Genomic DNA, 15,356 nt, shown 5'->3' with positions numbered 1-15,356 from the left:
TTCTATGAATAATGAAACCCAAGACCAACAAAGTAAAGCCGTCGCCACAGGCAACGCTTACGACTTAATCAAGAAACGCCTCACCGAGCAAGGCAACCGCTTGAGCCAACAAACCCAAGCGTTAAATGACGCACGCCTGTCCGAATTTGGCAACACCCAACTTCAACTACTCGCTCGCACCCCCATCCGCACCGAACACAACGCCCTCGCTCGTGACCTCGTGCAAGTCGGCAATTACCTACTATTTGGCTACAACACCCAAACAGGTATCAAGCAAGACACCACCCTTGATGACGTATTTGCCCTGTATCGGCTGATTGACCCCAATCAAGTTAGCCTCATTTCGGCAGACCATACGGACACTGCCGACACTGGGAATATTGGGAATACTGGAAATACTGACGACAACACCAACCCCTCGCCAGCCGAATATCACCTGCAAGCGGTGGATTTAGCCACCTCATTTTTGAGCCAAGGCAGTTTTAAACAAGACTTTGACGAGCTATACCGCTACTACAAACAGACCAAACTGCTACAGCTTACCCTCAAGGATAGTAAACTACTGCTTGCCTTTCAGATTGGCGAACGCATTAGCGATATCCGAGTATTTCGTTTTGGCATTAGCTTTGATGCCAACGCCCCAGACGGCTTGGCGATTCAGTATATCGACAATCGTGGCGAGCGAGATATCGCCCTGCCCCCTGCCTATGATTTTGACTGGACGGCGGTCACTCGTGAGCAACTGGTCAATGGCAAATATCCGCATAGCAATATTTTGGACACGATTTTTGTGTCAACGGTGGGCGGTTCGTTGACCGTCAAGCTTGATAATAATCCGAATATAGCGACAGGCATTTATCAAGAAAACGTGCAAGACAGCACCCAAGCGGTGAGCGATGCCAGTGTGTTTTATGCCAAAGTTGGCAGTTTGATTTTATTAAAGATTTTGCCGTATCGTGAGGATAATTACCGCTATTTGGTGTACAACAGTCTGACCGAGCAGGTCACTCGCCTTGATGCGATTGGGCAATCGTGCGTGCAGTTGCCCGAAAATCACGGCATTGTGTTTCCCAATGGCTATTATTTGCAAACAGGCGAACACAAGCGGTTTGATGAGCCGAGCAACAGCCAACACACTGATAATGCGTTGAGTTTTTTCAAAAAAATCGCCTCACCCAATGGCGAGGATGTGCTGTTTGTGTTTTATGACAGTGTCGCAGGGCTGTATGGACTGTTTGGCTATAATTTAATCAAAAAACAATTACAAAATCCGATTTTTTGTCATGGTTTTGCCCTTGCCCCCAATGGCGTGATGGTGCTGTTTAGCAGTGACGAGGTCACTCGTATTCATCCGATGCAGATTTGGCAAACGCCTTTTACCTCCGAAGAATACGCCAGTCAACAGGGCGAGGCGACTGGGTTTTATGGCAAAATCGGCAATAAAGCCCTTGTGCGAGGGATTGCTGATTTGTACAGTGTGGCACGGCTGATTGCCAATCAAAGCGTATCGCAAAAGCTATATCAACAGCTTGCCTCGACCGCCAGTAAGCTGTTTGACAGTTATTATTGGCTTGCCGAACCGCAATTGGCGGAATTGGCAGACACCATTCGACAAATCATTGATACCAGTGGGTTGGTAATTGATGAATTTGCCAAAGTCCAAGCCATCCAAAAACAAACCCAAACTGCCCTCGACACCGCCCACAGTGAGCAGACCGACCTACTGCGTCAAGTCAGCACCACGACTTTTGTGAACATTGGCGATTATGTCAATGCGTTGAGCCAACTGCGTCAGCAACAAGGGCGATTGATTAGCCTTGAGGGACTTCGCTACCTTGATACCGCTCGCCTAGACAGCCTCAAGGCAGACCTTAGCCAAGCCGAAAGCCAACTTGCCGAGCAGACGGTGGCGTTTTTGAGCGATAGCCAAGCGTTTGCCAGTTTTGACACGCTATTGACACAGCTTGACAGTCAGCGAGATTCGGCGACCACCCATGCCGAGCTTGAGCCGATTTTGACCACCATCAATGACACGGCTCATGGGCTGGATGTATTGACCGAGATTTTGGCGACCCTTGATGTCGCTGATGCCACGGTACGCACGCAGATTATCGACCAAATTTCGCAGGTTTATGCCAAACTCAACCAGTCCAAAGCCAAGCTCAATCACCAACGCCAAAGTTTTGGGGCGACTGAGGCGGTGGCACAGTTTTCGGCACAATTTCGCCTATTTAGCCAGTCGATTGCCAATGCGTTGTCGCTTGCCAACACGCCAGAGCAAGCCGATGAGCAGTTGGCACGGTTGTTGGTGCAACTTGAAGAGCTTGAGGGGCAATTTGTCGATGTCGAGGCGGTGCAAGTTCAATTTGGCGAAGAATTACTGGCAAAACGTGAAGAGGTCATCGACAGTTTTAAAGGGCATAAACAACGGCTACTGGACGAACGCAACAAAAAAGCCCAAAACTTAAGCGATTCCGCCCAACGAATGCTTGCCAGTATCGCCAAACGTGTGATGGCTAGTGGCACGACAGGCTTTAGCGATGAGGCGAGCCTTAACACTTACTTTGCCTCGGATGCCTTGGTGCAAAAAGTTAAAGGCATTGGTAAAACCTTGCGTGAACTGGGCTTTAGTGTCAAAGCTGACGACATTGACGCACGCCTCAAAGCCATCGCCACCGACAGCTACAAGGCTTTAAAGGATAAAACCGAGCTGTTTGAAAATGATGGTAATGTGATAAAACTGGGTAAACATCGGTTTTCTGTCAATAGTCAACCGCTAGATTTGACCCTGTTATCACGCCAAAATGACGACAATCAAGCGGTATTGACCCTGCATTTGACAGGCACGAATTTTTACCAAGCCATTGACAATGCCGAGCTAAACAGCCTATCCGAGTATTGGGATATGAGCCTGCCTAGTGAAACCAGTGAGATTTATCGTGGGGAATATTTGGCGTACAGTCTGCTACAATCCGCCAAACAAGGGCAAGACGGTTTGACCACCCAAAAGCTGTATCAAGCCTTTGAAATGAGCCACAACCTTGCAAACCCCGAAAATGACAGTCCGCTACTGGATTTGGTCAAAACTTATATCACGCCAAGTTATCAATTTGGCTACGAAAAAGGCATTCATGACCATGATGCGGTGTTGATATTGTTGCAGATTTTGCCGTTGCTACAGACTGCCAATTTACTCACCTTTGAGCCGACTGTGCGAGCGTTGGCACAGATTTTCTTTGAGCAGATTACTTTACATCAGCAAAATAAAACGTTCGTGGTGAGCCTGTCGAACCATAACGTTTCAAATCCCACTACCAACCCTTCGACAAGCCCTTCACCAAGTTTAGTGCAAGCGGAAACAGCATGGTTCACCCCCCATCAAGCCGAAATTCGCCATTGGCAAGACCGAGCGATTACTGCTTATCAATTACAACAAGCCCTACACAGTGACACCGCCAAAAATCTATTGGTGGCGGATATTCGTGCGGTTTTGGGCGAATTTGTCCAAGCCAAAATGCCAAATTTATTTAGCCAATCACAGATTGACTTAGCCAGTGACTATCTCGCTCAAGTTTTGGGGTTAGCAAAAATAGATTTAACAGCAAATCACACCCTCAATCAAATACCAAAAGCAAAAAGTTCAATATCGAGGCAAACGAGCGAAGATAGTACAAGTAGTACATCAAGCGAGTTTGACAAAGATAGTGGACTTTTTGGGAATGGTATTTTTTGGCAAACCACCCAACAAGCGAACACACTTTATCAAAAACTTGAAACCACCGTTGGGCTAGAGCGTTTTAACTATTTACAATCGGTGTTGTCGAAACTGAGCCATGAGCCAAAATCAGCCTATGAACTGGCGACCACATGGCTTAACGCTTTGCTAGATTTACTTCGCCAAAGTGACAGCCAATTAGCCGATGGCGTATCAGCCGACAAGTTGTCAATGGATAATCTATCGCATTATGTTGCCGAAACGGTGGCTATGTTGATGATTCGCAGTGATAAACAAACGCCCAACTTTCAGCGTGACATCAGTCCGATTTCGCTTGAAGTCAGTGTCAGTCGCTTATTGGGCGAACATCCCAAATTGCCGAATCAGACGCTTACCTTTAGCTTAGACAGTTTTTTAAGCCAACTTTATCAGCATGAACATACCGCCATTCCGAAGTTTCGCCAGTACCAACGCCTACGCCATGACCTACTGACCCAAGCACGGTTGGATTTACGCCTTGATGAATTTGTCGCTCGTCCGCTATCATCCTTTGTGCGTAACCGTTTGATTAATGACAGTTATTTGCCGATTATCGGTGATAATCTTGCCAAACAAATCGGCACATTGGGCGACAGCAAACGCACCGATTTGATGGGGTTGTTAATGCTGATTTCGCCCCCTGGATATGGCAAAACTACCTTGATGGAATATGTGGCAAACCGTTTGGGCTTGATTTTTATGAAAATCAACTGCCCTTCGCTGGGGCATGAGGTGACTTCGCTTGACCCTGCCAAAGCCCCCAATGCCACCGCCAGTCGAGAGCTAGAAAAGCTGAATTTAGCCCTCGAAATGGGCAACAATGTCATGTTGTATTTGGACGATATTCAGCATACTCATGCCGAATTTTTACAAAAATTTATCTCATTAACAGACGGCACAAGACGCATTGACGGCGTATGGCAAGGCGAAAGCAAAACCTACGATATGCGAGGCAAAAAATTCTGCGTGGTGATGGCGGGCAACCCCTACACCGAAACAGGCGAGGTGTTCAAAGTCCCAGATATGCTTGCCAACCGTGCCGATATCTACAACCTCGGCGACATGATGAACGGTATGGAACAGGTGTTTGCGTTAAGCTACCTCGAAAACGCCCTCACCAGTAACGCCATTCTCGCCCCACTTGCCAACCGTGACATGGCGGATGTGTATCAATTTATCGACTTGGCACAAGGCAAAATCACCGCATTGGGCGAACTTACCCACCCCTACGCCAACAGCGAAATCCAAGAAATCGTGGCGATTTTGCAAAAAATGCTTGCGGTGCAACAGGTCATTTTACAAGTCAATCAGCAGTATATCGCCTCTGCCTCGCAAGATGACAAATACCGCACCGAGCCTGCCTTTAAGCTACAGGGCAGTTATCGCAACATGAACAAAATGACCGAAAAACTCTCTGCCGTGATGAACGACAGCGAACTGCAACAACTGATTGGCGACCACTATCAAGGCGAGGCACAACTGCTCACCACAGGGGCGGAAAGCAACTTGCTAAAACTTGCCCAAATCCGAGGCGTGATGACCGAGGCAGAACAGGCTCGTTGGTCGCAAATCGTGGCGGACTTTTTACGCAACAAAGCGATGGGCGGTGACAGTAGCGACACAGGCAACCGCATGGTGGCTCAACTGGTGGACTTGGTGGCAGGCGTGCAAGGCATGAATCAGCAAGTCGGGCAATGGGTACAACAGCAACAAACTGCCCCAAATCTTGACGAAACCCAACAAGCCGAACATGAATTATTGTTAAAAATCAATGAAGTGTATGCCAAACAACAGCTTGAGCAACAAATGCTACAACAAGCCCAACAACAGCAATGGGTCAGCCAAAACAGCCAACACCTTGAAAACAGCCTGAATGTATTTGTGGAAAAAAGTTTTGCCAAAATTGGACAACTCTACCAACACCAACGCAAAGTCGAACTCCAGCAACAACAACAGCAACAGGCATTGCTCAAAGAACTGGCACTGACCCTCGTCACCGCCATCAATGCGTTAAAAGTGGTAAATCCAACGGATGAATCGGTATTGGCAAATGGTGAAACTAGCGACAAGCAAGCTCAAAGTAACAGTCAAACTAATAGCCAAGCGAACAGCCAACTGATTGAGGGGTTAAAACAAGCGTTAGAACCCATCGTCATGCGGTTGGATGAGAAACTGCAAATCGACATCAGCACCGACCAAACAGGTAAGCTGATAGTCAATAACTTGCAAAAACTCAATCAGATTTTTAGTGATTAATAAGTTAAATCAATGGATTTGGCAAAGCCTGCGACTGGTGATAAATAACCATAGCTTTTTTGTGTGATTTTCCCTTATAATAGTAAGGAAAATGAATCTGTGTAACTTTTATCGCACAAACTGATACAATACAGCATAATTGATATTCTCGTTATTGTTAAAAGTGAATCGATAACCTATTTCACCTATTTTGAGAGAACGTGACGAATGAAAAAAGTAGTTATGTTATCAGCGGTCAGCTTGCTTAGTGTAGCAGGTATCGCTGTCAGCCAAGCCGCTAATGAAACCGTGGTTGCATCAACCACCACAACCACGACCACCACTGTCACAACCACGACCGCCAGTTCAGCCAGTGCGACTGCTTCTGCACCTGTGGCAAGTGTGGCATCTGCTCCTGCTTCTGCCCCAAAAAAAGAAGAGCCAAAAATCCCTCAAGACCCACCTCAAACCGCAAAATTAGTGGCATTGTACCCTAATCTGATTGCTCGTATCGCCCCACAAGGCAAGGTATGTTTTGAAGGTCAAGAGTGTGATATCACTATCGCCGCTACTTTAGGCCCAGCCGACCCAAATAACCCTCGTGAAGGCAAAATGATTTATGAGGGCGTTTGCCAAACTTGTCATGGTGCAGGTTTGTTAGGTGCTCCAAAATATGGCAACAAAGGCGACTGGTCAGCTCGTATTGGTAAAGGCACAGCCACACTGCACCAACATGCTTTACAAGGCTTTAACGCCATGCCTGCCAAAGGTGGTAAAACTGACCTGTTAGATGTCGAAGTTACCAATGCCGTTGACTATATGGTTAATAGTGCCAAATAATTCCGACAATTTAGCGTTTGATAAAACAGTCCATTTTTATGGGCTGTTTTTGTTTTTGGGTGTATAATTTGGCTTTAATTTTCATGTTTAGTCACTATTAATAGCCTACTGTTTATATTTAGATACGATTAAAAAATGAATGAACTTAATGCAAACACGCCAGCCCTACAAATCAAAGGCTTAACCAAAACCTACACCAACGGTTTTACCGCCCTTAAAGGCATAGACCTGACCGTGCCACAAGGCGGATTTTTTGCCTTGCTGGGGGCAAACGGAGCAGGTAAATCCACCACCATCGGCATTATCAGTTCATTGTTCAAGCCGTCTAGTGGCTCGGTGTCGATTTTTGGCATTGATTTGTTAAAAAATCCTGCCAAAGCCAAAGAGTTTTTGGGCGTTGTTCCCCAAGAATTTAACTTTATGCAGTTTGAAAATGTCGAAGATATTCTGATTACCCAAGCAGGCTATTTTGGTATCCCTGCTAAGGAAGCCAGACCAAGGGCGGAAAAACTGCTGAAAGCATTGGGACTATGGGAAAAACGTGCCAATAAAGCACGTATGCTATCAGGTGGGATGAAACGCCGTTTGATGATTGCTAGAGCATTGATTCATAAGCCAAAATTATTGATTCTTGATGAACCGACCGCAGGGGTGGATATTGAACTTCGCCGTTCGATGTGGGAGTTTATGCAACAAATCAATACGGAAGAAGGTACGACCATCATTTTGACGACCCATTATCTTGAGGAAGCCGAGCAGTTGTGTAAGCACATTGCGATTTTGGACAAGGGCGAGATTCGGATTAACACCGATATGAAAAGCCTGTTGGCAAGCCTTGATGTGGAAACTTTTGTGCTGGATTTGAGCCAACCTGTGCATGAGCCGATTGTGCTTAACAAGGTTATCAAGTCTTATCAGCCAGACCCATCAAGCCTTGAGGTGACGCTGAATAAAGGGGAAAGTTTGAACAATGTATTTGCCCAGCTTACCGCCCAAAATGTGCAAATTGCCAGTATGCGGAATAAGTCCAATCGCTTGGAAGAGTTGTTTTTGAGTGTGGTGGATAAAAATCTGACAGAAAAACTGGGGAATTAAATGAATTTTCAAAAACAATGGGTCGCCTTTACCACGCTGACGATTAAAGAAATCCGCCGAATTTTACGCATTTGGCCTCAAACCCTACTGCCCCCTGCCATTACCATGAGCTTATATTTTATCATTTTTGGTAAAATGATTGGCTCACGAGTGGGCGACATGGGCGGTGTGCCGTATATGCAGTTTATCGTACCGGGGTTGATTATGATGGCGGTGATTACCAATAGCTACTCCAACGTGGTATCGAGTTTTTTTGGGACGAAGTTTCATGGCAATATCGAAGAGATGCTCGTCAGTCCGATTTCTAAACACACGATTTTATTGGGTTTTATCGCAGGTGGGCTATTTCGTGGTTTGGCGATTGGTTTGATTGTCACGCTGTTGGCGTTATTTTTTACCAAACTGACGTTGGTTCATGCGTTTGTCACCGTGTTTACCGTGGTGATGACTTCTGCCCTATTTTCGCTTGGCGGTATGATTAATGCGGTGTTTGCTCGCTCGTTTGATGATATTTCGATTGTGCCGAGTTTTGTGCTGACCCCATTGACCTATTTGGGTGGGGTGTTTTATTCGCTCAAGGATTTGCCCGAGTTTTGGCAAAATGTCAGCTTGATTAATCCGATTGTGTATATGGTGAATGCGTTTCGCTATGGGATTTTGGGGCATTCGGATGTCAATGTGTGGGGGTCGTTGGTGGCGATTGGGATTTTTACAGGGATTTTTTATGCAATTGCGTATTATTTGCTAAAAGATGGGTCGAGAGTAAGGCTATAAAATGTCAATCCCAAAAAAAGGCTCTCGGAAAATTGTTGTTAATGATGTTGAATATCGTTGGCGAGTTCGCCATAAAACTGACTACTGGAATTTAATGTCTGGTGACGGTTTAAACTTTGCTGTTGAAAAACAAGAAAATGGCAATTGCGTATTACACGTTATGTTAGATGGTTTTGGACATTTTGGCTCTTGGGCTGATAATCTTGAAACTTTAGTCATTACTCCAAAATTAGTCGCCCAAGCTATTGAAATTGCGTTAGAAAAAGGCTGGCAACCCGAACAAAACGGTAAAACATTTGAATTAAGCTTAAATTCGGAAGAACATAACTTTTAACCAATAAGACAAAACATGAATATTAATCACACCCCAGAAAATTCCAAACTCGGTCAAAGCACCGATTACCCAAAAACCTACAGCCCCCAAGTTCTCTACCCCATTCCACGAGAACTGGGCAGAGCCAAACTCGCCCTACCTGCCGAAAATTTAAGTATTGGTATGGACTGGTGGCACGCCTTTGAAGTGTCTTGGCTCAACCCACAAGGCATTTCGCAAGTCGCTATGGCTCGCCTTGCCATTCCTGCCACTTCGCCCAATATTGTCGAATCAAAATCGCTAAAACTCTACTTTAACAGCCTAAATTTTACCGAGTTTGACAATCAACAAGCAGTTAAAAACACCGTTGAAACCGACCTATCAGCCTGCGTACAAGCCAAAGTGACGATTGATATTTTTGACGTTAAAACCACCCAAAGCCTACCGATTAGCGAACCGCAAGGTGAATGTATCGACAATGCGTTAGACAACTGTTTATTTAATGGGAATAAAAAAATTGCGATTAGCCAAGACGTTGATAATTCATGTTTAGCCTTTGCCAAAACTGCTGAAACAGCGAGCCAACCTCAAATTTTCCATTCGCATTTACTGCGTTCAAACTGTCCTGTGACCAATCAACCAGACTGGGGAACGGTGGAAATTGTGATAGATAGTTTGCCGATTGATAAGGCAAGTTTGCTTGAGTATATTTTGACTTTCCGTCAGCATAATGGCTTTCACGAGCAGTGTGTTGAGCAGATTTTTAGTGATTTGACACAAGCCTTTTCGCCCAAAAATCTGATGGTACGTGCGTGGTACACACGGCGAGGCGGTATTGACATCAATCCATGTCGAGTGAGTGATTTGGCACTTTTACCGAAACCGACTCGACTAAATCGGCAGTGATTTTGGTCATCGTTTGGCGTAAAATAAACCAATTTATCGTAAGCTTTGGAAAACACAATGACAACCCATTCAACCCCAAAAATCGGTCAACTCATGCTAGATGTAGCAGGCACGACCCTCACCACCGAAGACCAACAACTCCTCGCCGACCCTCATGTCGGTGGCGTTATCCTATTCGGACGCAATGTCGAATCACCGACCCAAGTCCGAGAGCTTACCGACAGCATTCGAGCCGTCAATCCCAATATCTTGATTGCCGTTGACCAAGAGGGCGGACGAGTGGCTCGCTTTCGCCAAGGCTTTTCACCCATTCCACCGATGGGAAAGCTGGGTGAATTGTTCGACACCAACCCCATTAATGCCCTAGAGCTTGCCTTTGCCAGTGGCTATGTCATGGCAACCGAAGTGCTAGCCGTGGGCGTGGATTTTAGCTTTGCCCCTGTGCTAGATGTCAATGGTGTGAGTGCGGTAATTGGCGACAGGGCGTTTCATGCTCACCCAACTGCCATCACTGCCTTGTCAGCCGAGTTTATGCGTGGCATGAAATCCGCAGGCATGGCGACCACAGGTAAGCATTTCCCCGGACATGGCTCGGTTGCACCCGATTCGCACCATGCTGATGCCCATGATGACCGCAGTTTTGATGAGATTTATCAACAAGATATGCAACCCTTTATGCGGAATTTGTCGTTATTGGATGCGTTGATGCCTGCTCATGTGGTGTTTACCCAAATCGATGATAAACCAGCAGGTTTTTCGCCAAAATGGGTGCAAGGCATCATTCGTGAGCAGTTGGGGTTTGATGGGGTGGTGTTTTCGGACGATTTGTCGATGAAGGCCGCCCATGTCGCAGGGGATGCAGGCGATAGACTGATGTCGGCACTCAAGGCAGGCTGTGATATGGGGCTGGTGTGTAACGATAGGGAATCGGCATTGGTGGCGTTTGAACGGCTACAGCATGAGCGGATGGTGGCGAGTAGTCAAATCCGCCTTAACCGTATGCAGGCAGTGATTCCTCGTTGGCAAGGGTCGCTTGTGGATACGGCTAGTCAGTCCAACGTTTGGCAGGGCTACCAACAGCAAGTGGCAAAGCAGTTTGGGCAGTTTGGTTAGTGAATGGCTATATGAGTTTTTTGAGGTAATTGTTCGTTGAACTGGGTGGAAAGTTGCTCAGTTTATGGGTAAGATACGGTAATGGTTTTTTATCCATAAATTCAAATAAATGGTATCGCTATGCACTTAGATTCTTTGACGATTAAAAACTTTCGGATTTTGGAAGATGTGACGATTGAGAAATTGGGTCATGTGAATTTGATTGTGGGGAAAAATAATTCAGGAAAAAGTACCGTCCTTGAGGCGTTGGCTTTGTTAGCGAGTGGTTTTGACCTTAAAACGGTTCAAAAGCTGGTTGATAACAGAAATGTAAATAGACATGGTGTTTTAAAAATAGAATCAGAGCAAACTGAAACAATTCAGCCAAAATTTGATGAAAAGCTTTTTCTAAATTTACTGACTAGAGGTGAAGATTCTTCTCAAAATGTTATTGATATTGGTAGTAAAAGTTTTTATTTACAAGTAGGTTATGCTCAAAATCGTTATATTGGCTTTTTAGATTCTTCAAAATACATTAATGAATCAGATAATTACTTTACCTTGAAAAATCAATTCCCTAGTAACGACTTAATGATTCGTAGTAGCTTTAAGCTAATAAATAGTGGTTTAGTCACAGGTGTTAGCGGTATTGATTACCCACCATTTCCTAAATATCAATTTGTTGATACAGGTTCTATTAACATTGAAACTTTAGCAACCGAATGGGAGCAAATAGCCTTAACAAATGAGGAAGATTTAGTTGTTAAAATGCTTCAATTAATTGACGAAAATATTCAAAATATAGCATTTCTAACTGATACTAATACGAATTTTCGAGTTCCTTTTGTTCGTTTAAAGGGAGTAGAAAATAGAATTCCTTTACATAGTATGGGGGATGGAATATTTAGACTTTTGCAAATTATTTTTAAGGTAATAAATTCTCGCAATGGTTTTTTATTAATAGATGAATTTGAAAACGGCTTACATTACAGTGTACAACCCGAAGTATGGCGACTAATCTTTGAACTCGCCCACCGCTTTAACATCCAAGTATTCGCCACCACCCACAGTTGGGACACTATCGAAAGCTTCGCTCAAATCGCCAAAGAACGCACCGACATGGACGGCGTACTATTTCGTATGGGTCACAGCGTCCGCAAATCAGACAATGGCAAACTTATCGCCACTGTATTTGATGAAGAAAAACTGTATCACCTCACCAAAATACAAATGGAAGTACGCTAATGAAAAACACTAGCAACAAGCTTTTATTGGTAGAAGGCTATGGTGATAAACACTTTATTGAGCAGTTTTTGCAGTTTGAACAGCTAAACTTATCGCTGAATATTCAAGTCGTTTTGCCTGCGGAATTGGCACTCACGACCCCTAACACGGCTGTCAGAATCCAAAACAGCAAACAGGGCATTATGAATGTTTTGGGTTATGCGATTGAAGACTTGCCTCAAGGTCGCTATACGCATATTGGGGCATTGATGGACATGGATTTTCACCAATCCCCAAAACGCACGATTCAACAGCAAAATATCGACCAGTTGAGTGACGTATGTGAGCAATATGGTTTTCGCTTACGACAGCCAGTTGAACCCAGTCATGGCTTAGTCTTTGAACATATTGATTTTAACCCAATTGGCGTATGGCTCATGCCAAACAATCAAGATGAGGGCTATCTTGAAACGTGGTTAAAACTTACCTTAAATCCAAACCAACTGACCCAATGGCAACAGATTGAGCAGTTTATAGAAAGTTTTGATAAAGAGCATTTTAAACCGCAAGCCTTTGATAAAGCAAAGGTTTATACTTGGCTTGCAACCCAAAGCAAACCAACGCAAGATATTTCAAAAGCCCTTAACTTGGTGAATCAAGACAACATCATTTACCAAAATTTTAAAAACTGGCTGATTACTACTTTTCAATAATGAATTGAAAAAGTGATTACCATAATTTTAGCTGATTGATTTCATTGGCAATATTTTCTCTCGCCTGCCCTTCAAATTTTTCAACAAAATCATCCGTAAAATACAACCGTTCTCTATTCAAAAAATGCTTTAACGCTTTTTTACGGCTAAAATTATACAAAAACTTCGGAACGTGTTGATATTCAAGGCGAATCGCTTGGGCGTAAGCTTGATAAATCGCCTCACTTTGCCCCAAAATACTCAAATCCATATCCAAAAAATACGCCATATCGCTATCGGTTTTATCCGCCATTTCGTGTTTTTCGGTAGCCATGATAAAATCCACCACACGATTAACGACATCGTTTGGCAAACATTCGCCTAATTCATGGATAAAAAAATCCGCACTTTGGCGTTCATTACTACTGGGATTTTTACCTTGGGTTTGATAAATCACATCGTGATAAAAAATCGCCAATAGTACAACGCTCGGCTGTGCCAGTTGCGGTTTTATCCGTTCAAAGTGACTGAGCAAGGCTTGGATATGGGTGAGATTGTGATAATGGCGGTGAAGTTCATCATAATGTTGGGTCAGATTGTGCCAACAGTCAGAGATTTTATGCGGTGGTATAGCAAGCTGATTGAGTAGATTATCCAAGACGCTTTGCATAAAATCCCCTTTAATCTGCTAGTTCATCACACCTGGCGTTGGATTATCCAAAATACTTTGGGTTTGTTTAGCACGGAAATCGCTGACTTGTTTTGCCAAAGCTTCATCGCTAATTGCGAGCATCTGCACCGCAAGCAAGCCTGCGTTGAACGCCCCTGCCGTACCGATGGCAAGCGTTCCCACTGCCACACCTTTTGGCATTTGCACGATGGACAGCAAGCTATCCCAACCGCTTAACATTGACGATTTCACAGGCACACCCAGCACAGGCAAATCCGTCTGACTGGCACACATCCCCGGAAGATGAGCCGCCCCGCCTGCCCCTGCGATGATGATATTTAGCCCACGAGCTTTGGCGGTTTTGGCATACTCAAATAGGCGGTCTGGCGTGCGATGAGCCGATACCACTTCGCACTCGAATGGCACGCCAAATTCGGCTAGCAGTTGGGCGGTGTGTTGCATGGTATCCCAGTCGGACTGTGACCCCATGATGATGCCGACCTTAGGTTTAAAATCTGGGTCTTGACCTTGTGGGGAAGTAATGGGTGGGGGTAAAGTGGCGTTTGACATTTTAGTGCCTTCAGAGATTCATAATAAAGTTAACGATAATATCGCCAATCAAGATAATTGACAATAACATAATAAAAGTTTTGATACGCTTTTATGGATTAGCGATATTTTGGTCGATAATATTTGAGGCAATCTTTAACGAAAACATCGTCAGAATATTTGTTAACAATACTGTACGCCTTGATATTCGGTGCTGATACGAGTACCTGATGTGCCTTGTACAATCGCTTCAATATTGGCAAGTGAGCCAATTACCGCCACTTTACCTGTGTTACGAGCAAATTCACAAGCAGCTTGGATTTTTGGACCCATCGACCCATCTGGGAAATTCATGGCTTCTAAGTCCGCTGGATTGGCTTGGGCGATGGCTTTTTGGGTGGGTTGTTTGAAGTCAATATAAGTGGCATCGACATCGGTGGCAATGACCAATAAATCCGCTTCTAGCTCTTGGGCGAGTAGGGCAGAACACAGGTCTTTGTCAATGACCGCCTCCACACCAGTGAGATGACCTGCTTGGTCATAATAGGTTGGAATACCACCACCGCCTGCACAAATCACCACTGTACCATTGTCCAACAGCCATTTAACAGGGCGGATTTCAAAGATACGTTTTGGGCGTGGGCTAGCCACCACACGGCGGAATTTATCGCCATCTGGGGCAATCGTCCAGTTTTTTTCTGTCGCAAGGCGTTCGGCTTCGTCTTTGTCGTACACAGGTCCAATCGGTTTGGTCGGACGCTGAAACGCTGGGTCTTGGCTATCGACTTCGACTTGGGTCAAGATGGTGGCAAGTGGCACTTCTTGAGGTAGTAGATTGCCCATTTCTTGCTCAATCATGTAGCCAATCATACCTTCGGTTTCTGCCCCTAGCACGTCAAGTGGGTAGGTTTCGACTTTTTCGTAAGCCGCCCCTTGCAGTGCCAATAGTCCAACTTGAGGCCCATTACCGTGAGCGATAACCAGTTGATTATTGGGATAAATTTTGGCGATTTGATTGGCGGCGATTCGCACGTTTTCACGTTGATTAGAGGCACTGAGTGCTTCACCTCGCCGTAGTAGGGCATTACCACCTAAAGCAACAACAATACGCATGGTGATTTCCTTTTAATTTTTTATACACACAATATTTTTGAATTCGTAGGATGCGTTAAGCGATTGATTTATAAAGGTGCGTTGAACGCACCCTACGTC

Annotated in this window: 12 protein-coding genes; 9 read left to right on the top strand and 3 right to left on the bottom strand. The window is 44.8% G+C overall.

Annotation, left to right across the window (positions count from 1 at the left end; translation table 11 throughout):
* Positions 1–4: 4 nt before the first annotated feature.
* From ACK1U4_RS06210 to ACK1U4_RS06170, 9 genes are all read left to right on the top strand, one after another.
* Positions 5–6,010: a DNA repair ATPase gene (locus tag ACK1U4_RS06210; RefSeq protein ID WP_419400747.1), complete on the top strand. Its 6,006-nt coding sequence runs from the start codon at positions 5–7 to the stop codon at positions 6,008–6,010.
* Between the two features lie 207 nt (positions 6,011–6,217).
* Positions 6,218–6,829 carry a c-type cytochrome gene (locus tag ACK1U4_RS06205; protein WP_419400746.1) on the top strand — a complete coding sequence of 204 codons (612 nt, stop codon included), beginning with the start codon at positions 6,218–6,220 and terminating at the stop codon, positions 6,827–6,829.
* Positions 6,830–6,964: 135 nt separating this feature from the next.
* Complete coding sequence (locus ACK1U4_RS06200) at positions 6,965–7,924, top strand: ABC transporter ATP-binding protein (protein ID WP_419400745.1); 960 nt, start codon at positions 6,965–6,967, stop codon at positions 7,922–7,924.
* Positions 7,925–8,698 carry an ABC transporter permease gene (locus tag ACK1U4_RS06195; protein WP_419400744.1) on the top strand — a complete coding sequence of 258 codons (774 nt, stop codon included), beginning with the start codon at positions 7,925–7,927 and terminating at the stop codon, positions 8,696–8,698.
* Position 8,699: 1 nt separating this feature from the next.
* Positions 8,700–9,032: a hypothetical protein gene (locus ACK1U4_RS06190; RefSeq protein WP_419400743.1), complete on the top strand. Its 333-nt coding sequence runs from the start codon at positions 8,700–8,702 to the stop codon at positions 9,030–9,032.
* A gap of 15 nt (positions 9,033–9,047) precedes the next feature.
* Positions 9,048–9,917 (top strand): NADPH-dependent 7-cyano-7-deazaguanine reductase QueF, encoded by an 870-nt coding sequence (gene queF, locus ACK1U4_RS06185; RefSeq protein ID WP_419400742.1) that lies wholly within the window; start codon positions 9,048–9,050, stop codon positions 9,915–9,917.
* A 57-nt stretch (positions 9,918–9,974) separates the two neighbouring features.
* Positions 9,975–11,030 carry a beta-N-acetylhexosaminidase gene (gene nagZ, locus ACK1U4_RS06180; RefSeq protein WP_419400741.1) on the top strand — a complete coding sequence of 352 codons (1,056 nt, stop codon included), beginning with the start codon at positions 9,975–9,977 and terminating at the stop codon, positions 11,028–11,030.
* Positions 11,031–11,150: 120 nt separating this feature from the next.
* Positions 11,151–12,254, top strand: coding sequence for an AAA family ATPase (locus ACK1U4_RS06175; RefSeq protein ID WP_419400740.1), 1,104 nt, complete (start codon positions 11,151–11,153; stop codon positions 12,252–12,254).
* Positions 12,254–12,946: a DUF3226 domain-containing protein gene (locus ACK1U4_RS06170; protein WP_419400739.1), complete on the top strand. Its 693-nt coding sequence runs from the start codon at positions 12,254–12,256 to the stop codon at positions 12,944–12,946. Before ACK1U4_RS06175 ends, ACK1U4_RS06170 begins: the two co-directional genes overlap by 1 nt.
* Before the next feature lie 16 nt (positions 12,947–12,962).
* Here ACK1U4_RS06170 and ACK1U4_RS06165 read toward each other — a convergent pair whose 3' ends face one another.
* The 3 genes from ACK1U4_RS06165 to arcC all read right to left on the bottom strand — a co-directional run bounded on the left by ACK1U4_RS06165 (position 12,963) and on the right by arcC (position 15,257).
* Positions 12,963–13,595, bottom strand: coding sequence for a hypothetical protein (locus ACK1U4_RS06165; protein WP_419400738.1), 633 nt, complete (start codon positions 13,593–13,595; stop codon positions 12,963–12,965).
* 18 nt (positions 13,596–13,613) lie between these two features.
* On the bottom strand, positions 13,614–14,165 hold the full coding sequence (gene purE / locus ACK1U4_RS06160) for a 5-(carboxyamino)imidazole ribonucleotide mutase (protein ID WP_419400737.1): 552 nt from the start codon (positions 14,163–14,165) through the stop codon (positions 13,614–13,616).
* A gap of 162 nt (positions 14,166–14,327) precedes the next feature.
* Positions 14,328–15,257: a carbamate kinase gene (arcC, locus tag ACK1U4_RS06155; RefSeq protein ID WP_419400736.1), complete on the bottom strand. Its 930-nt coding sequence runs from the start codon at positions 15,255–15,257 to the stop codon at positions 14,328–14,330.
* Positions 15,258–15,356: the final 99 nt, after the last annotated feature.

It is taken from the genome of Moraxella sp. TY6, assembly GCF_048551375.1.
Classification (GTDB): Bacteria; Pseudomonadota; Gammaproteobacteria; order Pseudomonadales; family Moraxellaceae; genus Faucicola.
This window is presented reverse-complemented; position numbering and strand designations above follow the sequence as displayed.

Excerpts from the sequence above, each read along its gene's own strand:
- queF (WP_419400742.1), top strand. The coding sequence starts at position 9,048 with ATGAATATTAATCACACCCCAGAAAATTCCAAACTCGGTCAAAGCACC.
- ACK1U4_RS06165 (WP_419400738.1), bottom strand. The coding sequence starts at position 13,595 with ATGCAAAGCGTCTTGGATAATCTACTCAATCAGCTTGCTATACCACCG.
- ACK1U4_RS06170 (WP_419400739.1), top strand. The coding sequence starts at position 12,254 with ATGAAAAACACTAGCAACAAGCTTTTATTGGTAGAAGGCTATGGTGAT.
- ACK1U4_RS06190 (WP_419400743.1), top strand. The coding sequence starts at position 8,700 with ATGTCAATCCCAAAAAAAGGCTCTCGGAAAATTGTTGTTAATGATGTT.
- ACK1U4_RS06205 (WP_419400746.1), top strand. The coding sequence starts at position 6,218 with ATGAAAAAAGTAGTTATGTTATCAGCGGTCAGCTTGCTTAGTGTAGCA.
- ACK1U4_RS06210 (WP_419400747.1), top strand. The coding sequence starts at position 5 with ATGAATAATGAAACCCAAGACCAACAAAGTAAAGCCGTCGCCACAGGC.
- ACK1U4_RS06200 (WP_419400745.1), top strand. The coding sequence starts at position 6,965 with ATGAATGAACTTAATGCAAACACGCCAGCCCTACAAATCAAAGGCTTA.
- arcC (WP_419400736.1), bottom strand. The coding sequence starts at position 15,257 with ATGCGTATTGTTGTTGCTTTAGGTGGTAATGCCCTACTACGGCGAGGT.
- ACK1U4_RS06195 (WP_419400744.1), top strand. The coding sequence starts at position 7,925 with ATGAATTTTCAAAAACAATGGGTCGCCTTTACCACGCTGACGATTAAA.
- nagZ (WP_419400741.1), top strand. The coding sequence starts at position 9,975 with ATGACAACCCATTCAACCCCAAAAATCGGTCAACTCATGCTAGATGTA.
- ACK1U4_RS06175 (WP_419400740.1), top strand. The coding sequence starts at position 11,151 with ATGCACTTAGATTCTTTGACGATTAAAAACTTTCGGATTTTGGAAGAT.
- purE (WP_419400737.1), bottom strand. The coding sequence starts at position 14,165 with ATGTCAAACGCCACTTTACCCCCACCCATTACTTCCCCACAAGGTCAA.